Origin of the sequence: Granulicatella sp. HMSC31F03, assembly GCF_001807725.1 — a bacterium.
Classification (GTDB): domain Bacteria; phylum Bacillota; class Bacilli; order Lactobacillales; family Aerococcaceae; genus Granulicatella; species Granulicatella adiacens.
Genome location: NZ_KV790841.1, coordinates 1 through 22,301 on the forward strand (window position 1 = coordinate 1; position 22,301 = coordinate 22,301).

General features: G+C 36.6%; 24 protein-coding genes and 1 other RNA gene. 17 read left to right on the forward strand and 8 right to left on the reverse strand.

Annotation, left to right across the window (positions count from 1 at the left end; genetic code table 11):
• Positions 1-175 precede the first annotated feature (175 nt).
• The 5 genes from ssrA to HMPREF3106_RS00800 all read right to left on the reverse strand — a co-directional run bounded on the left by ssrA (position 176) and on the right by HMPREF3106_RS00800 (position 3,810).
• Positions 176-542, reverse strand: a transfer-messenger RNA (tmRNA) gene (gene ssrA / locus HMPREF3106_RS00780).
• Positions 543-613: 71 nt separating this feature from the next.
• The gene (locus tag HMPREF3106_RS00785) at positions 614-1,339 is read right to left on the reverse strand and encodes a histidine phosphatase family protein (protein ID WP_005604852.1); all 726 of its coding nucleotides are present in this window, start codon (positions 1,337-1,339) and stop codon (positions 614-616) included.
• A 61-nt stretch (positions 1,340-1,400) separates the two neighbouring features.
• On the reverse strand, positions 1,401-1,763 hold the full coding sequence (crcB, locus tag HMPREF3106_RS00790; protein WP_070443794.1) for a fluoride efflux transporter CrcB: 363 nt from the start codon (positions 1,761-1,763) through the stop codon (positions 1,401-1,403).
• A gap of 84 nt (positions 1,764-1,847) precedes the next feature.
• A complete protein-coding gene (locus HMPREF3106_RS00795) occupies positions 1,848-2,672 on the reverse strand; it encodes an undecaprenyl-diphosphate phosphatase (RefSeq protein WP_005604856.1) in 825 nt (274 codons plus the stop codon).
• 112 nt (positions 2,673-2,784) lie between these two features.
• The gene (locus tag HMPREF3106_RS00800; RefSeq protein ID WP_070443798.1) at positions 2,785-3,810 is read right to left on the reverse strand and encodes a lactonase family protein; all 1,026 of its coding nucleotides are present in this window, start codon (positions 3,808-3,810) and stop codon (positions 2,785-2,787) included.
• A gap of 122 nt (positions 3,811-3,932) precedes the next feature.
• Between HMPREF3106_RS00800 and HMPREF3106_RS00805 the strand changes: the two genes are divergently transcribed.
• From HMPREF3106_RS00805 to sstT, 3 genes are all read left to right on the forward strand, one after another.
• Positions 3,933-5,102, forward strand: coding sequence for an AI-2E family transporter (locus HMPREF3106_RS00805; RefSeq protein WP_005604860.1), 1,170 nt, complete (start codon positions 3,933-3,935; stop codon positions 5,100-5,102).
• A 51-nt stretch (positions 5,103-5,153) separates the two neighbouring features.
• Positions 5,154-5,879: a prepilin peptidase gene (locus tag HMPREF3106_RS00810; RefSeq protein WP_070443801.1), complete on the forward strand. Its 726-nt coding sequence runs from the start codon at positions 5,154-5,156 to the stop codon at positions 5,877-5,879.
• A gap of 200 nt (positions 5,880-6,079) precedes the next feature.
• Positions 6,080-7,327: a serine/threonine transporter SstT gene (sstT, locus tag HMPREF3106_RS00815; protein ID WP_070443804.1), complete on the forward strand. Its 1,248-nt coding sequence runs from the start codon at positions 6,080-6,082 to the stop codon at positions 7,325-7,327.
• A gap of 48 nt (positions 7,328-7,375) precedes the next feature.
• Here the strand turns inward: sstT and HMPREF3106_RS00820 are convergent, their stop codons facing one another.
• Entirely contained in the window at positions 7,376-8,035 is a 660-nt protein-coding gene (locus tag HMPREF3106_RS00820; protein ID WP_005604865.1) for a type 1 glutamine amidotransferase, read from the reverse strand.
• On the reverse strand, positions 8,032-9,375 hold the full coding sequence (locus HMPREF3106_RS00825; RefSeq protein WP_070443807.1) for a Mur ligase family protein: 1,344 nt from the start codon (positions 9,373-9,375) through the stop codon (positions 8,032-8,034). The genes HMPREF3106_RS00820 and HMPREF3106_RS00825 overlap by 4 nt, the downstream gene beginning before the upstream one ends.
• Positions 9,376-9,569: 194 nt before the next feature.
• On the opposite strand from HMPREF3106_RS00825, the gene HMPREF3106_RS00830 reads away from it, so the two are divergent.
• From HMPREF3106_RS00830 to HMPREF3106_RS00895, 14 genes are all read left to right on the forward strand, one after another.
• Positions 9,570-10,148: a thymidine kinase gene (locus HMPREF3106_RS00830; protein WP_005604870.1), complete on the forward strand. Its 579-nt coding sequence runs from the start codon at positions 9,570-9,572 to the stop codon at positions 10,146-10,148.
• 21 nt (positions 10,149-10,169) lie between these two features.
• Positions 10,170-11,249 carry a peptide chain release factor 1 gene (gene prfA / locus HMPREF3106_RS00835; protein ID WP_005604871.1) on the forward strand — a complete coding sequence of 360 codons (1,080 nt, stop codon included), beginning with the start codon at positions 10,170-10,172 and terminating at the stop codon, positions 11,247-11,249.
• On the forward strand, positions 11,236-12,111 hold the full coding sequence (prmC, locus tag HMPREF3106_RS00840) for a peptide chain release factor N(5)-glutamine methyltransferase (protein WP_049555863.1): 876 nt from the start codon (positions 11,236-11,238) through the stop codon (positions 12,109-12,111). Before prfA ends, prmC begins: the two co-directional genes overlap by 14 nt.
• Entirely contained in the window at positions 12,111-13,121 is a 1,011-nt protein-coding gene (locus HMPREF3106_RS00845) for an L-threonylcarbamoyladenylate synthase (protein ID WP_049555862.1), read from the forward strand. The genes prmC and HMPREF3106_RS00845 overlap by 1 nt, the downstream gene beginning before the upstream one ends.
• Positions 13,122-13,195: 74 nt before the next feature.
• The gene (gene glyA / locus HMPREF3106_RS00850; protein ID WP_070443810.1) at positions 13,196-14,428 is read left to right on the forward strand and encodes a serine hydroxymethyltransferase; all 1,233 of its coding nucleotides are present in this window, start codon (positions 13,196-13,198) and stop codon (positions 14,426-14,428) included.
• 130 nt (positions 14,429-14,558) lie between these two features.
• Complete coding sequence (upp, locus tag HMPREF3106_RS00855; protein WP_070443813.1) at positions 14,559-15,194, forward strand: uracil phosphoribosyltransferase; 636 nt, start codon at positions 14,559-14,561, stop codon at positions 15,192-15,194.
• Between the two features lie 138 nt (positions 15,195-15,332).
• Complete coding sequence (atpB, locus tag HMPREF3106_RS00860) at positions 15,333-16,046, forward strand: F0F1 ATP synthase subunit A (RefSeq protein WP_049555859.1); 714 nt, start codon at positions 15,333-15,335, stop codon at positions 16,044-16,046.
• 24 nt (positions 16,047-16,070) lie between these two features.
• Positions 16,071-16,286: a F0F1 ATP synthase subunit C gene (atpE, locus tag HMPREF3106_RS00865; protein ID WP_005604878.1), complete on the forward strand. Its 216-nt coding sequence runs from the start codon at positions 16,071-16,073 to the stop codon at positions 16,284-16,286.
• 41 nt (positions 16,287-16,327) lie between these two features.
• Complete coding sequence (gene atpF / locus HMPREF3106_RS00870; RefSeq protein WP_070443816.1) at positions 16,328-16,834, forward strand: F0F1 ATP synthase subunit B; 507 nt, start codon at positions 16,328-16,330, stop codon at positions 16,832-16,834.
• Positions 16,834-17,376, forward strand: coding sequence for an ATP synthase F1 subunit delta (gene atpH / locus HMPREF3106_RS00875; protein WP_005604880.1), 543 nt, complete (start codon positions 16,834-16,836; stop codon positions 17,374-17,376). Before atpF ends, atpH begins: the two co-directional genes overlap by 1 nt.
• 10 nt (positions 17,377-17,386) lie before the next feature.
• Positions 17,387-18,895 carry a F0F1 ATP synthase subunit alpha gene (atpA, locus tag HMPREF3106_RS00880; RefSeq protein ID WP_070436993.1) on the forward strand — a complete coding sequence of 503 codons (1,509 nt, stop codon included), beginning with the start codon at positions 17,387-17,389 and terminating at the stop codon, positions 18,893-18,895.
• A 24-nt stretch (positions 18,896-18,919) separates the two neighbouring features.
• Entirely contained in the window at positions 18,920-19,852 is a 933-nt protein-coding gene (locus HMPREF3106_RS00885; protein ID WP_005604882.1) for a F0F1 ATP synthase subunit gamma, read from the forward strand.
• A gap of 23 nt (positions 19,853-19,875) precedes the next feature.
• Positions 19,876-21,300, forward strand: a complete 1,425-nt coding sequence (gene atpD / locus HMPREF3106_RS00890; RefSeq protein WP_005604883.1) for a F0F1 ATP synthase subunit beta — start codon at positions 19,876-19,878, stop codon at positions 21,298-21,300.
• A 2-nt stretch (positions 21,301-21,302) separates the two neighbouring features.
• On the forward strand, positions 21,303-21,728 hold the full coding sequence (locus tag HMPREF3106_RS00895; protein WP_005604885.1) for a F0F1 ATP synthase subunit epsilon: 426 nt from the start codon (positions 21,303-21,305) through the stop codon (positions 21,726-21,728).
• Positions 21,729-21,803: 75 nt separating this feature from the next.
• Here the strand turns inward: HMPREF3106_RS00895 and HMPREF3106_RS00900 are convergent, their stop codons facing one another.
• On the reverse strand, positions 21,804-22,295 hold the full coding sequence (locus tag HMPREF3106_RS00900; RefSeq protein ID WP_070443819.1) for a TlpA family protein disulfide reductase: 492 nt from the start codon (positions 22,293-22,295) through the stop codon (positions 21,804-21,806).
• Between the last annotated feature and the right edge of the window lie 6 nt (positions 22,296-22,301).

A 22,301-nucleotide genomic window follows, 5' to 3' on the forward strand; every position in this document is an offset into this window, starting at 1 on the left:
CCATGCGTTCAGCTTAATTATTAATGTGTCCAGGGATCTGGGTACATATCAGTGATAGCTCGCTTTTTTTGTACTCATTTTGTACTCAATTTTATACTATTGTACGATTTAGCAGGAAGCGTAAACATTGATTTTACAACACTTTGAAACGATAGGAAACGTTATGAAACGTTAAATATGGAGCCGAGGGGAGTCGAACCCCTGTCCAAGTATATCGACACAATCAAATCTACATTCATAGTTTATCTATTTAAGTTTCGCTACTGATTAGCTGATAAACAAGCATCATCTTAAGCTAGCCTGATAATCTCTTATTCACTTAGACAGGCGGAAAAGTGAATCGTATCCCACTGATTATAGGACCTGGACCCGAGCACATGGGCGATGCCGGACAGATCTTAGCTAGCAGTTATTAAGCTGCGAAAGCTAAAGTGTTTGTTTGTTGTTTGTCAGTTATATTTAACTGTAACGTTTTTACGTAGACGTAACCTACGGAATGCATTGAAAGCTCAACCTATACCTGTCGAATCCGTAACGACCCCGTATAAAAGTAAAAACCTAGGGAATTCCCTAGGTTCCTATTGTAACAAAGTTTTAAATGACATGCAATTCTTTAATAATCACGCATTTTTATTGGAATGAAACTAAATTCATCGTCTTTTGCTTCTTTACGGAGAGCAAAGTGATTCGTTTGGTTTAATGCCTTTAAGTTAAATTTCCCTTCAGAATATTCAACAATGTTCAATGAAGCATTTCCAATAAGTTCTGATAATTGAAAGTCTGGGATTAATTCATGAAGCATATTTCGAATAGTCATGCCGTGGCTGACAATCAGTACATTATGATTCGTATCTCTGTGTTGATTCACTACTTTTAGAAGTCCTTTTTCAACACGTAACCAAAACTCCATAAAGTTTTCCCCAAGGTGATCAGGGTCCAGCTCTTTCAGACCATTAAGTTCTTCTTGGATATTTCTTCCACCTAAGTCGTCAAAGTTTCTTTGAAGTTTTTTATACAACTCGCTCCATAAGTCGTTCGCCGATTTTCCTTCTAAGCTTCCAAAGAAAACTTCGCGAAATTCTGGCATCATTTCAATAGTGAGGTTATCACGGTTGGGATGGTTTTTAAGAAATAGTTGGGCAGTTTCAACGGTTCTACGCAAGTCACTAGTATAGACGGCGTCAAAATGAACATCTCGCATTCCTAAACCAGAACGAATAGCATCAAGGCGACCTTCTTTTGTTAGAGGAGTATCAGACCATCCTTGCATTAAATTGTAGCGGTTAAAGACGGTTTCTCCATGTCGCATAAAATATAAAGTTACCCCTTTTTTCGTCATAAAAAGACCTCCGTTCTTGTTCTTTATTCTATTGTAAACTGATTTTTAAAAAATTGCTAATTTAAAATGAAGAATTACCAAGAAAAAATCCGATTCCCACACAACAGAGACCTCCAATTAGACTTACAATCATATAAAGAATCGCAAGGGGAGTATTACCATTTTGGATTAACTGAAGGGATTCTAAACTGAATGTTGAAAAAGTAGTAAATCCACCACAGACTCCAGTAATTAAAAGCCACTGATCTCCTTCGAACCAATGTCCCTGTTGGAATTTAGCACCTAAATATCCGATGGCAAGCGAACCTAATAAATTAATTAGTAGTGTTTTTGATGGAAATTCATGTTGGAAAGGAAGTTGAGATAGTAAATAACGTAGAATTGCCCCAATCGCTCCACCAATTCCGACAAAAAGTAATGACATAGTATCCTTCTTTCTAATTTGAATATATTCATTATACCTGTTTTTTGCAAAAAATAAAAAGCTGGAGTAAATCCAGCTTTTACTTTATTTAAAGAATAGACTTCCAAGAACAATAATTCCGAGTGCAATTCGGTACCAACCAAACGCTTGGAAATCGTGTTGTTTGATGTATTTTAATAAGAATTTAATTACGAATAGCGAAACAACAAATGAAACAACTGATCCAACTACTAAAATAATAAATTCAGCAAATGAATAGTGGAATCCAAATTTTAATAGTTTTAATCCACTAGCACCAAACATAATTGGAATGCCCATGAAGAATGAAAATTCAGTAGCGATTGAACGACTTGTTCCAACAAGTAAACCACCAAGGATGGTTGATCCAGAACGGCTAGTACCTGGTACAAGAGCTAAGCATTGGAAAAGTCCAATTTTAATAGCCGTCAAAATGTCTAACTCTTTAAAGCTTTTAATTTTCGGCTCGATATTTTTGTGTTGTCTTTCGATGTAAATGAAAGCAACCCCGTATACAATTAAAGCAAGTGCGATAATGATTGGTTTATTAAAATATTCATCCATAAAGTCATTTAAAATGAATCCTAGAATAACGGCTGGGATACATCCGATAATCACTTTCTTCCAAAGATCAATGGTTTCAATGAATTCTTTACGTTTCTTATTTTTTGCAAATGGATTTAATTTGTTGAAATAAACAAGGACAACCGCCAATATGGCACCAAGTTGAATGACAACATTAAACATCTCTAGGAATTTAGCAGAAACGTCTAATTGAATAATCTCGTTCACTAAAATTAAATGACCTGTACTACTAATTGGTAGCCATTCAGTAACGCCTTCGATAATTCCTAAAATAATAGTTTTAATAATCTCTATAAGATTAAGCATTTTTCCACTCCTTTATAAAGTCTGCTAACAACGATTATACTGCTTTCTGGCAAGGATTACCACAATAAAGAAGAAAGTCTCTTCAAAAAAAGAAGAGACTTAAAAGTGGGTTTTATTGAGGTACGACACAAACCACTTCTGGGGCGTAGAAATCTTTTTGAAGAAGTGTGAGTTCACCAGTTTCTAAGTCGCGTTTAAATAGCGTTAAGTTGTCTGATTCTTGGTGTCCAACAACGACATAAGCTTCATCATTACTTAAGTGGAAATCACGAGGAACTGACCCACAACTATTAATAGTTTGTACGAGTGTGAGTAATCCGCTTGATTCATCTACTGAGAAAGTGTATAACGCGTCAAAGCCTCGGTTTGAGGCATAAACAAAACGTCCGTCGCGGGTGATATGAATAGCGCCTCCCCAAGCTTGTTGGTCTTCAGTCGTTAATGCTATCTTGTCTAAGTTTCTAAAAGTTCCATTTTTGTTATTGTAAGAGAGTACTTCTACAGTTGCGTCTAGTTCGCAAATCAGATAAGCAATAGGCAGCGTTGGATGAAATGCAAGGTGACGAGGACCGCTACCAGCTTTTGTCTTATACTGTGCGACTTCTTCTAAGCCTTCTGCTGTACGTTTATATGTAAATACAGTATCGATTCCTAAGTCACATACCACAATCCATTTTTCATCTGGAGTGTAATCTGTATAGTGAACATGTGGAGCTGTTTGATTTTCATGAATGCTAGATCCTGAATGCACTTTTTTATCGACAAAAGAAATCGAATGATTTTTATTATCATAATGGTATAGTTCTACAAAACCTCCGTGATAGTTTGCAGTTAGTAAATCATGCGAACGCTCATTATATCGAATATAGCAAGGAACGGCTTGTTGATCGTAGAATGATGATAAACGTTTGACTGGAGAGGTGAGGGTAAGGTTTGCAGTGACTCCTGCATCCTTGTGCTCTTTTCCAACTGCAAAAAGTAGATGATTCTCTTTTGAATAATATAAGTAGGTTGGATTTTCTAGTGCTGCTTCTAAAGTCAGGTTTTCTAATTGTTCAGTCTCTTTATTCAAAATTACAGAGTAAACACCTTTACTTTCTCTTTTGGTATAAGTTCCTAAATAAAATTTTTCTTTCATGAGATTCCCTCCATGTCACAAGATAAAATAATTATACAATTTTTTCTAAAATCTAATCAAATGTTAATCATAGACGGAGAAAATATGATACACTAGAGGAAAATGTGATAAGGAGGAATCTTATGGATAATAAACCAGAAAACCAAGGAAAGACATGGTTTTGGAGATGGTTTTTAGATAATCAGCTAGTGAGCGGTCTTTTAATCTTATCATTACTACTCATTAATTTAATTTTATTTTCTCAAACGTCTTATTTATTTAATCCGTTAAAAGACTTTATTTCGGCAATTGGAGTTCCTGTTGCTTGTGGAGCAGTAATTTATTATTTAGTAAAACCGATTTATGATTATTTGCTGAATAAAAAGGTTCCAAAGGGAATTGCTATTTTATTAGTAATGGTTGGCGTAATTGTTATTTTTATTATGATTATTACAAGCCTTGTTCCAATTATTCAAAAGCAATTATTAGATTTAGTATCACAACTACCATACTATTATCAAATTATTAGTGAGCAAGTTGAAAAATTCATGCAGACTGGCTTCTTTGAAACGATTCAAGAGCAATTCAACAAGATTAACACTGATTTTATTCAATCAATTACAGAACGATTAAATGGAATTTTGAATTTTACTTTTAGCGGTATAGGTAGTGTTGTAGGAATTATTGGGGATATCGTAATTACGATAATGACAATGCCAGTAATTCTTTATTACCTTCTCAAAGACGGAAATAAAGTGATTCCATTTGTGACTAGAATGTTTCCAACACGATCTCAACACAAGATTAGTGTGATGTTAAATGAAATGAATCAACAAGTGAGTTCTTATATCCGTGGACAAATTACAGTTGCTATCTGTGTTGGATTTACTTATATCATTGGATATACGCTTATTGGATTACCTTACGGAGTTACTATAGGGATGATAGCAGGTCTTCTAACCATTATTCCTTATTTAGGATCTATAATTGGGTTGACGCCAGCTTTAATTATTGGTTTTGTTACCAATCCTACTCTAGCACTCCACGTATTTTTGGTTTTTGTTATTGAACAATTAATTGAAAGTCGTGTCTTACAACCTTTAATTTTAGGATCATCATTAAAAATGCATCCTGTAACAATTTTGATTATTTTACTGGCTGCTGGAAAGATGTTTGGACTTGTTGGGTTATTAATAGCTGTCCCAGTCTATGCAGTGGTTAAAGTATTCATTACGCATTTCTTTGCGTGGTATAAGGAATACTCTGGTCTGTACTACAATGATAAAGTTGAAGAAGTACAGATTGAAGAATAAACTTCCGAATCTCTCTTACAAAACGTATTGTTAAGTAAGGGAGGTTTTTTTATGCTTTATATTTTCATTGCACTAATGGGTGCTTCTATTGGAAGTTTTATCAATGTTGTTAGTGTTCGACTAAATAATGGAGAAAATTTTATATCTACAAGATCTCATTGTCCAAGTTGTGGACATATTCTTCACTTTTGGGATTTAATTCCGATTTTCTCTTATCTTTATCTTAGAGGATGTTGTCGCTACTGCCATCATAAAATTGGGGGACGATATTATTTTATTGAAGTATTCGTCTCTTTATTATTTATTTTGGTAGCTCTATTAAAAGGTCCGCTAGATATCTTAGGATTCTTTTTTTGTTCTTTTTTAGTATTAATCGCATTGATGGATATTGATTCCTATGAAGTTGATTTAAGAGTACTTTTATTGCTATTACTTTTTGAAATAATACTTAGTTCTCATACATGGGAAGAACGAATATTTTCAATGATAATTGGATTCTTGTTTTATGGGATTATTAAGAGTTTAGGGCACTTTATTTGGAAAGAAGAAGCTTTTGGAATGGGAGATGTTTATTTTTTAGCAACATTAGGAATCATTTTTTCTCCAACCCAGATTTTTTTTGTAGGCTTGCTTTCTTTTGTATGTGGAGGAGTATTTTGTTGTTTTTTGCATTTTTTCTTTAGACTAAAAGAGCGAAGTAATAAAATCCCATTTACACCTTTTATAAGTATGAGTGCCATTATAACTTATTTATTTTCAATTCAATGGATTGGCTAGTTAAACGTTATTCTCTTTTGAGTTTTAGTTTGATTTTAAGTATAAAAACTATACTAAGACTATTCTATCTGGCAAATATAAAAACAAAAGAGTGTATCCGAATTGTGAACAAATGTTTTTGATATGTGGATATCTTTTGACAGAAAGCTATAAACTTGTGTAAGATAGACGCCATATAAGAAAGAGAATAGAGGAAATATATGAACAACATTGTAGAGAGACTGAGTAAGCTCAGTTTAATTAATCGAATCGTAATTGGAATGGGAATTGGCATTTTTTTAGGAATTTTTGTTCCTTCTTTAACAGTCGTTGGAATCTTAGGAACTGTCTTTGTAAATGCATTAAAAGCAATTGCGCCTTTGCTAGTATTTTTTATCGTAATGAGTGCTTTAGCTCAACATAAAGAAGGTCATGAAACAAATATGAAGTCAATCGTTCTTCTCTATTTATTTGGAACTTTTGGAGCTGCTTTAGTTGGAGTAATTGCAAGCTTTGCATTTCCTATAACAATGACTCTTGCAGAAAGTACGACAGAAGTCACTGCACCGCAAGGAATCGCTGCAGTATTGGAAACTTTAGTTCTTAAATTAGTAGATAACCCGGTAAATGCATTAGTTTCTGCAAATTATATTGGAATATTATCTTGGGCAGTTCTATTTGGGATGGCATTTAGAAGAGGGGACGAACCTATGAAGAATCTTTTAAAGCAAGTATCAGATGCAACTAGTCATGTAGTGAAGTTAGTAATTAGTTTTGCACCTATTGGAATAATGGGGTTAGTATATACAACTGTCTCAGAAAATGGAGTAGGGGTATTTGCGAATTATGGTAGTTTAATATTAGTACTGATTGGAAGCATGTTTTTTGTAGCTTTTGTTATGAATCCAATCATCGTATTCTTTATGATCAAAGAAAATCCATTTCCGCTTGTTTTACGCTGTTTAAAAGAAAGCGGAGTAACTGCTTTCTTTGTTCGTAGCTCTGCAGCAAATATTCCAGTAAATATGCAACTCTGTAAAGATTTAGGATTGGACGAAGATAGTTATTCTGTATCAATCCCACTAGGGGCAACGATTAATATGGCGGGGGCTGCAATTACAATCACAGTATTAACTTTAGCAGCAGTAAATACTTTAGGAATTCAAGTTGATTTTCTAACAGCATTAGTACTTAGTGTGTTATCAACAATTGCTGCTTGTGGGGCATCTGGTGTCACAGGTGGATCATTATTATTAATCCCTGTAGCATGTAGTTTATTTGGAATTTCTAATGATATCGCTATGCAAGTTGTAGGTGTCGGTTTTATTATCGGCGTTCTACAAGATTCTTGTGAGACTGCATTGAATTCTTCTACAGATGTATTATTTACAGCTGCAGCAGAATTTAGACAATGGAAAAAAGAAGGACGCAACATTCAACTGAATCCTCAGTTAGCAGAATTAGAGTAGTATATTGAAAAACCTCTATTCAACAAATTTGTTGAATAGAGGTTTTTGTTATGCATTTTTTGCATGTCTTCTTTGAGCAGCCGTTTGAATAATTCGATCTGCAAGGTGTTGATTTCTAACGAGAATTGGTCCGTGGAAATAAGAGCAAAACACGTTTTTGTAGTGACAACCTTCCGCATGATCTTCTTCATTATTTCCAAAACCTTTTACTACTTTTCCAAGAGGTTTCATATTTTTACCTAAGTAAGTTCTACCAATATGATTCTCGTATCCTAAATACGTTTCTCCAAATTCTTCGTTAAAGATTTCAACATCACCAATTAAACGATTTGGAAATTGACCGTTAGTGCAAACGTCGATAGCACTAATCCCATTGAGACGTTCGCCACTAGCATTTACGTAATAACGGCCTAATAATTGGAAACCACCGCAAATAGCTACGACAACTCCATCATCTTCAATATACTCGATTAAAGTATCTTTTTTGTTTTGAAGATCTTTTGCAACAACAGTTTGTTCATAATCTTGACCACCGCCAAACATTACGATATCAAATTCTTCTGGATTGAAGTCTTCTTCTAAGCTAATAAGAGTAGTTTCGACTTCGTATCCTAATTTTTTTGCACGGTGTTGTAACATGAGTAAGTTTCCATTATCACCGTATGTGTTCATTAGGTTTCCGTATAAATGACAGATTCTTAATTTCATCCGTTCATCCCTTCCTTAAGGTATCCTTCTTTAGCAAAGTCTTTACGTAAGTCGAGTAGAGCAGTATAAGTTGCTAGTACATTGACTTTTTTTGTTGGAGCTTTGCGAATCCAATCGATTAATTCTGCATTTGTCTTAAAGACTTTCATATTTTCAAAACCTGCGACTTCCATACGAACACCAAGGTCTTCCACACGGATACCACTGATGGCTGTATCGACTGCATTCAAAGCATGTAACCCTTCGAAATCGCCATCCCAAATCCAACTGACATCTTGACCATCTGCAGGGTTATCATTTAAGAGAACACCTAAACTGAAGGGTTCTTTTTCATAACTTAGTAGCTGAACGATTTGGTTAAATCCAACTGGGTTTTTAATTAAGTTCAACATCACTTCTTTATCTTCAACGGCAAAGGTTTCTTGACGACCGAATACGCGCTGAGCTTTAGAGAAGCCTTCTTGGATTTCTTCCGTAGAAAGGCCAAAGAATTTTGCAGCAGAGTATGCAGCTAAGGCATTATAAATATTATATAGTCCAGCAATTGGAATTGAGAAAGTTGTACCGTCAATATCAAATGAAGAACCTGTTAAAGACAATTCATTTAAAGCAGTGACTGCATAATTCAATTCAGGACGTTTGAAGTCGCATTTTGGACAATAGTATTTACCAAGGTTGCTATAAGTAATACTCTTATAATGCAAGATAGATTGGCAGTGAGGACAAAGAACACCATCTGTATTGTAGTGAGCCATCATTTCACTATCTTCAGTATGATTAAATCCAAAATATAGACGTGGATTAGGTAATTCGTCACTATTAAATATTGGCGCATCTCCATTTGCAAGAATGGTTGCAGATGGAGCAAAAGCCGCTCCGTCTAACATAAATTGATAAGTTGTATATATCTCACCAAATCGATCCATTTGGTCGCGAAAAATATTCGTAAACACAAATAGTTTAGGTTCGATATAAGGAGTGATATGCTTAATCGTAGCTTCATCCACCTCTAGAACAGCAATGTTCTTTTCACCCTTTTTAGGAGAATGATTTAAAAAAGTAGATACAATCCCTTGAGTTAGATTTGCTCCAGTTGGGTTTGTTAAAATATTAGGATATTTTTGTTTTAAAAGTTGAACGATAAGGGAAGTTGTTAATGTCTTTCCGTTTGTTCCGCTGACGATAATCACATCGTAGTTCTCCGCTAGAGATTTTAAAATTGTAGGATCAATAGCGTGAGCCACTTTTCCTGGCATGCTACTGCCACCTTTTGTAAAAGTTTTAAGAGCCCATCTAGTGAATTTTCCTGCTCCTAAAGCAACTTGTGTTCTTATATTCAATTTTGACGATCCTTTCCTATAGATTCTTCACTATTGTAGCATACTTTAATCAAAAGTGGTTTAAAAAAACTTTTTAAATACCATGCAAATTTATTAAGGGTAATGTGCTTATAAGAAACGGTTTTTCTTTGCACAAACGTAGCAGTTTATCGTAAGATATTAAAGGTATAGTTTATCAATTGGAGGAATAGAAAGTGGCACAATTATTTTTTAAATATGGTGCAATGAATAGTGGTAAATCCATTGAAATTTTAAAGGTTGCTCATAATTATGAGGAACAGAATAAGCCTGTTTTATTATTTACGAGTGCAATAGATGATCGTGATCAAGTTGGCTATGTATCTAGCCGTATCGGTGTTCGTCGTGAAGCAATTCCAATTTTTGAAGAGACACCTATTTACGAAATTGTCGAAGGGCAAGCTGTAAAACCTTATTGTATTTTGATTGATGAATCTCAATTCTTATCAAAACATCACATTCTTGAACTCGCTCGAATTGTTGACGAATTAAATATTCCAGTAATGGCATTTGGACTTAAGAATGATTTTCAAAACGAATTATTTGAAGGTTCTAAATACTTATTACTTTATGCTGATAAAATCGAAGAAATAAAAACGATTTGTTGGTATTGTCATAAAAAAGCAAGTATGAATATGCGTGTAGTGGATGGTGTACCAGTGTATACGGGAGAACAAATCCAAATTGGGGGTAATGATGCTTATTATCCAGTTTGTCGTTATCACTATAACCATCCTGGTGAAGAACGCTTATAAGAGAAGAAAAAGGAGAAAAGTATGTTCGATCAATTAGATAGTTTTATTATTCGGTACGATGAACTTTCAGAACTATTAAGTGACCCGGAAGTTATCGGCGATACAAAACGCTTCATGGAACTAACAAAAGAAGAAGCGAATTTACGCCCAAAAGTAGAAACCTTTAAACGTTATCAACAAGTGGTTGAAGAAATTAGCGACACAGAGGAAATGCTTGGTGAAAGCTTAGATGCCGAAATGGCAGAAATGGCGAAAGAAGAATTAAGCTCCCTCAAAAAGGAAAAAGTAGAATTAGAAGATAAAATCAAATTCTTACTATTACCAGAGGACCCAAATGATGGTAAAAACATCATCATGGAAATCCGCGGAGCTGCTGGTGGAGACGAAGCTGCGTTATTCGCTGGTGACTTACTAACGATGTATCAAAAATATGCAGAGTCACAAGGCTGGCGTGTAGAAGTGATGGATGCCAACGTTACAGGTATCGGTGGATATAAAGAAGTTATTTTAATGATTACAGGGGATAATGTATTCTCTAAATTAAAATATGAATCTGGTGCGCACCGTGTACAACGTGTTCCATCAACTGAATCTCAAGGACGTGTGCATACTTCAACAGCTACTGTCGTTGTAATGCCTGAAGCAGAAGAAGTAGAAATTGAATTAGAAGATAAAGATATTCGTGTGGATATTTACCATGCATCAGGTGCCGGCGGACAGCACGTTAACAAAACAGCATCTGCCGTACGTTTAACTCACTTGCCAACAGGAATTGTTGTTGCAATGCAAGATGAACGTTCGCAACTGAAGAACCGTGAGAAAGCAATGAAAGTATTACGTGCGCGTGTATACGACAAGATTTCTCAAGAAGCCCAATCTGAATATGATGCAAACCGTAAGTCTGCAGTTGGTACTGGGGACCGTTCAGAACGTATTCGTACGTACAACTTCCCACAAAACCGTGTTACAGACCACCGTATTGGTTTAACACTTCAAAAGTTAGACCAAGTTTTAGCTGGAAAAATTGATGAAATTGTCGATGCTTTAATTCTTTATGATCACACAGAAAAATTGGAGCAATTAAATAATGGAAACAACTAATCCAACGAACCAAGAAGTCCTCATAAGGGCTTCTTGTTTTTTAGAAGAGAAACAACCGAATATAGGGCTTAAAGAATGCCAGAACCTAGTTAGAGAATTAATGCTATTCAAGAATCATTGGACCCTGTCGCAATTTTTATTGAATTTACGACAAGTTGCCAGTGTGACTTTCGAGGACTTGGAACCTGAGTTGTTGCGCTTAAGCAAGTTTGAACCCTTGCAGCAAATTACAGGAGTTGCTGAGTTTCTAGGGAAAGAATTCATGGTCACAAAGGACACTTTAATTCCTCGTCCGGAAACAGAAGAACTTGTCTTAAAAGTTCAATCATTTTTAGAACAGTGCCCTGTTGGGAAAGTTCTAGAAATCGGTGTCGGAACAGGATGCATTATTTTGAGTCTGGAAAGACTGGTTGGAAGACATCGTTATATGGGGTGCGATATTTCTGAAGAAGCACTCATCGTTGCTCAAAAGAATCGAGAAAAGTTCAATCTTCAAACCGAATTGATTTACAGCGACGTGTATAGCAATGTACCTCAGGAGAAGTTTGAGTGTATTATTAGTAATCCACCGTATATCGCTTATTCAGAAGAAGCATTAATGGATGAATCAGTGCGACGGTATGAACCGTCTCAAGCGTTATTTGCAGAGAATGAGGGGCTTGCGATTTACGAAAAGATTGCTAACCGATTAGAAGAATTTTTAACAGATAGTGGGCAAGCCTTTTTTGAAATTGGATTTAACCAAGGAGCAAGCGTACGACGAATTTTTAGTGAAGCTTGTCCAAATCGAAAAGTAACGATTCATAAAGATATTGCAGGTATGGACCGAATGATTATTGTGAGTGGAAAGGAGGCGCAGTAATGGAAACACAAATTTTTACAAAAGAAAACTTAGATATTGCAGCTAAAGCTTTACAACAGGGAGAAATTGTTTCTTTTCCAACGGAAACGGTATATGGATTAGGAGCAATCGCAACAAGTCAAGAAGCTGTTTTAAAGGTGTTTAAAGCCAAAGGACGTCCAAGTGATAATCCGCTGATTGTTCATATTAGTGATATCCAGCAGATGACTTCTACTGTAGAAGAAATCCCTGAAATTGCGCTAACCTTAGCGAAGGCTTTTTGGCCTGGACCACTGACGATGATTCTAAAGGCAAAACCAGGAATTTATGCACCGGCTTTATCCGCTGGACTGCCAACGGTGTCATTTCGTATGCCAAATCATCCATTAACACTAGAATTAATCACAAAAGTGGGTATTCCTCTCGTGGGACCAAGTGCGAACCTATCGACGAAGCCAAGTCCAACAAAAGTAGAACATGTATTTGAAGATATGAATGGTCGTATTCGTGGAATTTTGGATGGAGGCTCATCTACTGTAGGTGTAGAGTCAACGGTGATTGATTTGACGAATGAAGAGGGGCCAGTAATTTTAAGACCGGGTGTGATAACAAAAGAGCAGATTGAATCGGTTATTGGGCCTATTCAGTCTTCTGTCACCACAAAAACTGGAGAGCGTGAAGTACCGAAATCTCCAGGGATGAAATATCGTCATTACGCCCCCAAAACACCAGTGTTGGTTGTAGAAGGGACAGTAGAGTCCTTCACAAAAGCTATCCAAGAAGCTCAAAATAATAGGAAGACAGTCGGTATCATGGCTCAAAACGCAATTGTAGATGCGTTTGAAAGGAGAGTGAAAGGTATTTACAAGATGGGTACGAACGTGGATGCTATGAATCGCTCGTTATTTGATGCGCTTCGAACATTAGATCATTTGGAGTTAGATATAATTTTAGCTCAGAGCGCGCCAGAAGAGGGCGTTGGAATCGCGTATATGAACCGTTTGAAAAAAGCGGCATCCACCGTCCTTTAGGAAAACTCATAGCTTTTCTACAAAAAGTGATAATGTGATAGAATAGGAATGTAAGAATAGAAAGGGGTAGTTGAATGAGTCAATTTACAGAAGATAAAATCATCTTTGAGACGATTGAAAAAGAACTTCATCGTCAGCAACAGGGGATTGAATTGATTGCATCAGAAAACTTCGTATCAGAAGGAGTTTTACGTGCACAAGGAAGTATTCTAACGAATAAGTATGCAGAAGGATATCCAGGACGTCGTTACTATGGCGGATGTGAGTACGTCGATGTCATCGAACAACTAGCGATTGATCGCGTAAAAGAATTGTTTGGAGCTGAATATGCCAATGTTCAACCTCATTCAGGTTCTCAAGCAAATATGGCTGCGTATCGTGCTTTAGTAAAGAAAGGCGATAAGATTTTAGGGATGGACTTAAACCATGGTGGTCACTTGACTCACGGAATGGGAGTAAACTTCTCTGGACAAGATTATCATTTCGTTTCTTATGGAGTAAATCCAGAAACAGAAACAATCGATTACGATGAATTAGAACGTATTGCTAAAGAAGAAAAACCACAATTAATCGTGGCTGGAGCTTCAGCGTACCCACGAGAAATTGACTTCAAACGCATTGGCGAAATTGCTAAGGAAGTTGGAGCTTATTTTATGGTGGATATGGCGCATATTGCTGGTTTAGTCGCCAAAGGAGCCCATCAAAGTCCAGTACCTTATGCTGATGTAGTAACATCAACAACACATAAAACATTGCGTGGACCACGTGGTGGCTTAATTTTAGCAAAAGAAGAATTTGGCAAGAAACTAAATAGCGCCATCTTCCCTGGGATCCAAGGTGGACCGTTAGAACACGTGATTGCTGGTAAAGCAGTTGCTTTCCATGAAGCTCTTCAACCAGCATTTGGTGAGTATATCGAGCAAGTCGTGAAGAATGCTAAAGCAATGGCACAAGTTTTTGAAGGAACAGCTATTCGTGCGATTTCAGGTGGTACTGATAACCATCTATTACTCCTCGATATTAAAGAAACTGGATTAAACGGTAAAGAAGCGCAAGAATTACTTGACACTGTTGGAATTACAGTAAATAAAAACGCCATTCCATTTGATACATTACCACCTGTTAAAACAAGTGGGATTCGTGTCGGAACGGCAGCTATTACTACTCGTGGCTTTGATGAAGCTGCTGCGAAGAAAGTAGCAGAGTTAATCCTTACAACATTAACAAATCCTGAAAATAAAGAAGTGTTAAATAGTGTCCGTCAAGAAGTAAAACAATTGACTGAAACTTTCAAACTATATGCATAAACAACTTCATGTAAAGGTTTGTTACTATTTATGAAAATAATTAAAAGTTTTCAAACTGATACTAGAAATTTACTAGTTTTTTAGGTAAAATAACAGAAGTGACACTAATGTATTGGAAGGAGAATGACAAATGGGAAAATTTCACGTACTTGATCATCCGTTAATTCAACATAAATTAACAATGATTCGTCAAAAAGATTGTGGAACAAAAGTATTCCGCGAAGTTGTAAACGAAATTTCAATGCTAATGGCTTATGAGGTTTCTAGAGATTTACCTCTTGAAGATGTAGAAATCGAAACTCCTCTTGTTAAAACAATATTAAAAACATTAGCTGGTAAAAAAGTAGCAATTATTCCAATCCTTCGTGCTGGTTTAGGGATGGTAGATGGAATTTTAGAATTGATTCCAGCTGCTAAAATTGGTCACGTTGGTATGTATCGCGATCATGATACTTTGCAACCTGTAGAATATTTCGTGAAATTGCCTTCAGATATTTCTGAAAGACAGTTGTTTGTCGTAGATCCAATGCTAGCTACAGGGGGAAGTGCTGTTGCAGCAATTGATGCATTACTTAAACGTGGTGCACAGCCTAACTCTATTAAGTTTTGTTGCTTAGTAGCTGCCCCAGAAGGAGTAGAAACCTTACGTAGCGCACATCCTGAAATCGACATTTATGCAGCAGCATTAGATGAACGATTAAATGAGCATGGATACATTCTTCCAGGATTAGGGGATGCTGGAGATCGTTTATTCGGAACCAAATAATTAATTAATGTAGTCAACGCTTTTGCGATAGACTATTGCCAACGAATCTGACAATAATCACCGTACTGAGCGAATGCCTCAATGTAAGGAGATGTTGTCAGATTTTTTATTTGGTGAAAAGGAGGGAAAATAAGATTCATGGAAGCAACACCAAAAGTGATTGAGATTTTTGGAGTGTCGTTTTCAGTTCCGATTTTGATTTCGTGTGGGGTTAGTGTTTTACTCATTGCGCTATTTACAATATTATCGGCCAGGAAAGTGTCCATGAAGCCAGGAAAGCTACAAAATGCTTTAGAGGCTTTAATGGAATTTACAAAAGGCATTGTTAATAACGCAGTAGATGAGAAAACGGGACAAACATATTATTTATATATTTTTTCACTGTTTTCTTTTGTGTTAGTCGCCAATATGGTGGGCCTCATTTTCTATATCCATTATGAGGATCATAGTTATTTTGCAAGCCCTACTGCCAGCCCAATCGTATGTTTGGCATTGGCGTTGATGACTACATTAATCGCACATTATTCTGGCGTACAGAAGATGGGACTCAAAGGATATATTCAACATTCTTATTTAAGTCCAATGTCGTTTATGCTCCCAATTAAGTTAATTGAAGAGTTTACGAATACAATTACACTGGCTTTTCGTCTTTACGGAAATATATATGCTGGTGAAGTGTTATTAGGCTTAATTGTGATGTTCTCATCCGCAGCCGGATTAATAACGTATATTCTTGCCATTCCGTTAGGTGTAATTTGGCAAGGTTTTTCAGTTGTGATTGGAGCTATTCAAGCGTACGTATTCTGTACGTTAACGATGGTATATATCTCACATAAAGTAATGAAACATTAATTTTTAAGAAATGAGGAATTTAAAATGACAGAATTAGCAGCAGCAATTGCAGTAGTAGGAGCAGCTTTAGCAGCAGCCTACGGGAACCAAGCAGTAATCGTAAAAACAATCGAATCAATGACTCGTCAACCAGAATTAAGCAACGAATTACGTTCAACAATGTTTATCGGGGTTGCCTTAATCGAAGCGATGCCAATCTTCGCAGTATTAATCGCTCTTATCCTTGTTTTCGTCAAATAGATTCAAATGAAGGGATTATTGTCGAAAAGGAGGGGTGAGCGATGTTTGAAGTAATGTTGTCAGGTAATACGAGTACCGTTTTAGGTGATACTTTGGTCGTGCTAGTTTCTATGACATTATTACTTTTCCTAGTAAAATATTTTGCTTGGGATAAAGTAAATGCAATGTTAGAGTCTCGTAGAGATAAAATCTCTAAAGATTTAGATGAAGCTGCAGAAAAGAAAAAAGTAGCGGAAGAAATTCAAGCGAATGCGAATGAAATTATTCATAAAGCAGAACTGAAGGGGAGCGATATTTTAAATAACGCTCGTGAAGCAGCATCAAAAACGCAAGATGAAATGATTAAAGAAGGTAAAGAAGTAGTCTCTCGTATGAAAGCAGAAGGGCAACGAGAAGTAGATTCGATGAAGCAACGTGCCATTGCTCAAGTACAAGATGAGATTGTGGACTTGTCTATTCAACTTGCAAGTCAAATTCTTGAAAAAGAAGTGACAAAAGAAAGACATCAAGAAGTGATTGAGTCCTTTATTAAGGGGTTGGAAGGATAATGGTAAAATATCATAAAGATATCGTTAAAGAAGCCAGCCATTTTTATGCAAAGGCAAAATATGAAGGTCACTTAGATCAAGTAACAAATGAAATTCAAGCAATTTTAGATGGAATTCAAAATACATCTACTTTTAGACAGCTGATGCATTTGGAACATGTTTCGTATGATAAAAAATTGGCAGTTCTAGAATCAACATTTGGTCACTTATCTAGTGAAACGCAGGAGTACTTAGCGACTTTTCCGTCAGAAGATGGTTCTATGAATATCGTAGAAGCACTAGAAGCGTTTCTTGAACTTTATAACGCAAATAAATTAGAAATTGTTTCTGCAATTCCTTTAACGGATGAGCAAATTGAACGTATTGCTATTGCTTTTCAAAATAAAACAGAAAAAGAATACGATTCTTGGGTAAATACAGTTGATCCTTCTGTTATAGGCGGTGTTCAATTAAAAACCAAAGAATTTCTTTTAGATGGAACAATTTCGAATAAATTAAAACAATTCAAAGAAAAAGTTAGCCAAACTGGATTGAAGAGGTGAGATGGCATAAATGGAAATGAGTAATATTACAGCGAGAATTCGTGACCAAATCTCTTCTTTTGAAACGAAAGAACAAATCGAAGAAATCGGAGAGGTTTCTTTCATTGGTGACGGAATTGCTCGTGTCATCGGCCTTACAAACGTAATGGCTGGAGAATTAGTAGAATTTGAAAATGGCGCTTATGGTATGGCACAAAACTTGGAAAAACAAGATGTGGGTGTCATCATTTTTGGTTCTTATGAGAACATTCATGAAGGAGAGCCTGTAAAACGTACAGGCCGTATTTTGGATGTTCCTGTTGGAGATGCGCTTATCGGGCGTGTTGTGGATGCGTTAGGTCGTCCAATTGACGGACTTGGTGCTATCGAAACAACAAAAAAACGTCCAGTAGAAAATGAAGCACCTGGCGTTATGCAACGTCAAAGTGTAAAACAATCATTACCTACAGGGTTAAAAGTAGTCGATGCCTTAGTGCCAATCGGTAAAGGGCAACGTGAGTTAATCATTGGTGACCGTAAAACTGGTAAAACGAGTATTGCAGTGGATACGATTTTGAACCAAAAAGGTAAAAATACATTATGTATTTATGTTGCAATTGGACAAAAAGAATCTACTGTTAAAGCCCTCGTCGAAACATTAAAACGTTATGGAGCCATGGAATATACAACCGTTGTATCTGCCAGCGCTTCTCAACCAGCGCCAATGCTTTATATTGCACCATATGCAGGTACTGCAATGGGTGAAGAGTGGATGTATCAAGGTCGCGACGTGTTAATTGTGTATGATGATTTATCTAAACAAGCGGCCGCTTACCGCGAAATTTCCCTATTACTTCGTCGTCCACCAGGTCGTGAAGCTTATCCAGGGGATGTATTCTACTTACACTCACGTCTACTAGAACGTGCAGCGAAATTAAGTGATGAATTAGGAGCAGGGTCATTAACTGCCTTACCAATCATCGAAACACAAGCCGGAGATATTTCTGCATATATCCCAACAAACGTAATCTCTATTACAGATGGACAAATCTTCTTAGAAAGTGACTTGTTCTACTCTGGGGTACGTCCTGGTTTATCTGCCGGATTATCTGTATCGCGTGTTGGGGGTTCTGCCCAAATTAAAGCGATGAAGAAAGTTTCTGGTACATTACGTATTGACTTAGCAAGTTACCGTGAGTTAGAAGCCTTTACGCAATTTGGTTCTGACTTAGACGCAGCAACTCAACAAAAATTAAATCGTGGTAAACGTACAGTTGAAGTCTTGAAACAAGATGTACACCAACCATTACCAATCGAATATCAAGTTTCGATTTTATTTGCTTTAACACATGGTTTATTAGATGCGATTCCAATCGATCGTATTAAATCATTTGAAAAAGCGTTATATCAACATTTAGAAAGCGAACATAGAGATTTATTGAATGAAATCCGCGATCAACATGTGATTTCGGATGAAGAGAAATTCTACAAAGTGATTGAGAGTTTCAAACAAATTCATTTATTTGAACGTGTTCAATAAGCGTAGAAAGGAGAGGTGACCTGAATGACGGCTTCCTTAAATGATTTAAAGAAGAGAATTGTTTCAACAAAGAAAACAAGTCAAATCACTAGCGCCATGCAGATGGTCTCTGCAGCAAAATTAGCCAAATCAGAGCAAGCAGTGCGTCACTATCAAGACTACGCTCAAAAAATCCGTGAAGTTGTAACTCACTTACTATACGCAAATCACAATAGAGAAGAGATTGTCGATGAAACGTCAGAGGATGGAGAAGTAGTTACTTCTTTTATCGACTATCACGATTTATTAATTGAACGTCCAGTTAAAAAGACTGGATATTTAGTGATTTCATCTGATCAAGGACTTGCTGGGAGTTACAACTCTTCCATTTTCCAATCAACAAGAGAAATGTTAGAGTTAGACCACCAATCAAAGGATGAATATGTCATCTTAACCATTGGGGATGCTGCAAGTCGCTTCTTCAAAAAAATGGGTGTGGATGTACGTCTTGAAATTAATGATGTATCAGATATTCCAACCTTTGAAGAAGTAAGAAAGATTGTGTCAAGTGCGGTCCAAATGTTCCGTGACGGTGAATTTGATGAATTTTACGTTTGCTATAATCACCATGTAAATGCACTTTTATCAAACTATCGTGTTGAAAAAATGTTACCAATTATCGACTTGGATGAAGATGAAGCAAAAGAGTACGAATTGGATTATATTTTCGAACCAAATAAGGAAATAATTATGGACATCTTGCTCCCACAATATGCGGAATCGCTTATTTACGGAGCCATTATCGATGCTAAATCTGCAGAGCATGCCTCTCGTATGACTGCGATGAGAAGTGCTACCGATAATGCCAAAGATTTAATCAGTAACTTAACGCAAGATTTGAACCAGAGACGACAAGCGCAAATTACACAAGAAATTACAGAAATTGTCGGTGGAGCAGCCGCTCTGGAAGAACATTAGGATTTTAGAAGGAGGAAAATGGATTGAGAACTGGAAAGATTTTACAAGTAGTAGGGCCAGTTGTAGACGTGGTATTTCCTTTAGAAGAAGGCGTTCCAGATATTCATAATGCATTACAAGTTGTGAAAACAACAAGTGACGGAAGTGAAAAGACTGTTACATTGGAAACTGCTGTAGAATTAGGGGATGGTGCAGTTCGTACGATTGCTATGGAATCTACAGATGGTTTGCAACGTGGCATGAAAGTAGTGGACTTAGGACGCACAATTAGCGTTCCTGTGGGACCTGAAACATTAGGTCGTGTATTCAACGTTCTAGGAGATACAATCGACTTGAAAGAACCATTCCCAGAAGACTTTACAAGACATGAAATCCATAAACCAGCACCAAAATTTGAAGAATTAAACAGTCAATATGAAATTCTACAAACAGGGATTAAAGTTATTGACCTTTTAGCACCTTATCTTAAAGGTGGTAAAATCGGTTTATTCGGTGGTGCCGGTGTAGGGAAAACCGTATTAATTCAAGAATTAATTCATAATATCGCTGAAGAACTTGGTGGTATTTCAGTATTTACAGGGGTAGGGGAACGTACTCGTGAAGGGAATGACCTTTACCATGAAATGCAAGAATCAGGCGTATCTGCTAAAACAGCGATGGTGTTTGGACAAATGAACGAACCACCAGGAGCTCGTATGCGTGTAGCACTAACAGGGTTAACTATTGCGGAATACTTCCGTGATATGGAAAAACAAGACGTGCTTTTATTCATCGATAACATTTATCGTTTCACGCAAGCAGGTTCAGAAGTGTCAGCGTTACTTGGGCGTATGCCTTCTGCCGTAGGGTATCAACCCACTTTAGCGACAGAAATGGGTCAATTACAAGAACGTATCAGTTCAACTAAAGACGGATCTATTACATCTATTCAAGCGATTTATGTGCCAGCTGATGACTATACAGACCCGGCTCCAGCAACAACATTCGCTCACCTAGATGCAACTACAAACTTAGAGCGTCGTTTAACAGAACAAGGGATTTATCCAGCAGTGGATCCACTTGCTTCAACTTCAAGTGCCCTAACTCCAGAAATTGTTGGGGAAGAACACTATGAAGTAGCGATGAAAGTACAACAAATGCTACAACGTTATCGTGAATTACAAGACATCATTGCCATCTTAGGGATTGATGAATTATCAGATAGCGAAAAAGTTATTGTAAACCGTGCAAGAAGAATTCAATTCTTCTTATCACAAAACTTCCACGTTGCTGAAGCCTTCACTGGACAACCTGGTTCATACGTTCCAATTAAAGATACGGTTCGCGGATTTAAAGGAATTATCGATGGTTTATATGATGATATTCCAGAAGATATGTTCCGTAACGTAGGACCAATCGAAGACGTGATTAAAAAAGCTAAAGCAGCAGGATTTGTTGGAGGAAATTAAAGATGGCTGAACATGAATTACTGGTCGTTGTCACAACACCAGAAGGAAAAGTGTATAACCATCGTTCCTATTCTGTGAGTGCCGATGCAGTCGATGGCGGAATCACCATACTACCGCATCATGCTCCAATCATGCTTCCTTTAAAAATCGGGGCACTTCGAGTGAAACGATTCTTAGAGGATTCGCCAACTGATTATATTGCAATCGGTGGTGGAGTTATGGAAGTGCGGGATAATGTCGTAACGATTATTGCCAACGTGGCTGAACGTGCAAGAGACATTGATGTGACACGTGCCGAACATGCAAAAGATAAAGCTGAAAAAGTTTTAAGCGATACAAGTCGTTCAAAAAGCGATATGGATCGTGCAAAAATTGCTTTAAGTAAAGCAATCAATCGTATTGGTGTTTATAAGCATAGAAGAAAGTAAAAGAGAGGATGCGTGCATCCTCTCTTTTATTGTTCAGACAAAAAAACTAGCAGATATTTCTGCTAGTTTTTAATTTTATAAAATTTCTTTGATGTAGGATTCGATTTCTTCTTGGGAAAGAACACCGGCTGACTTCTTAACGATCTTTCCATTTTTATCCGTGAAGATTAGGGTCGGAATTTCTGTAATTTCGTGATATTTTTGGAAGCTTGAATCAACATCTGAGTAATAATTGAGCGAAAGAGAATGTTCTTTCAAGTATTTTTTCCCATTCTCAATCGGTTCTTTTTGACTAATCATCGCAACGCCAACGAATTCTACTTTATCTCCATATTTCTCTTTTAAAGTATTTAAGATAGGAAGTTCTTGTTGACAGTCTGGACACCAACTTGCCCAAGCATAATAGACTGTTGGTTTTCCAGTGAAGTCTTTTTCTGTTAATTTCTTTCCGCTTTCGTCTTGAAATACGACGTTTGCGTTAGCAGTATTACTGTTATCTGGTAAAAAATAGAAGATAGCTAGTCCTGCAACCATTAATGCTGCAAGTGCTAATAAAAGTTTTTTCATAAAATC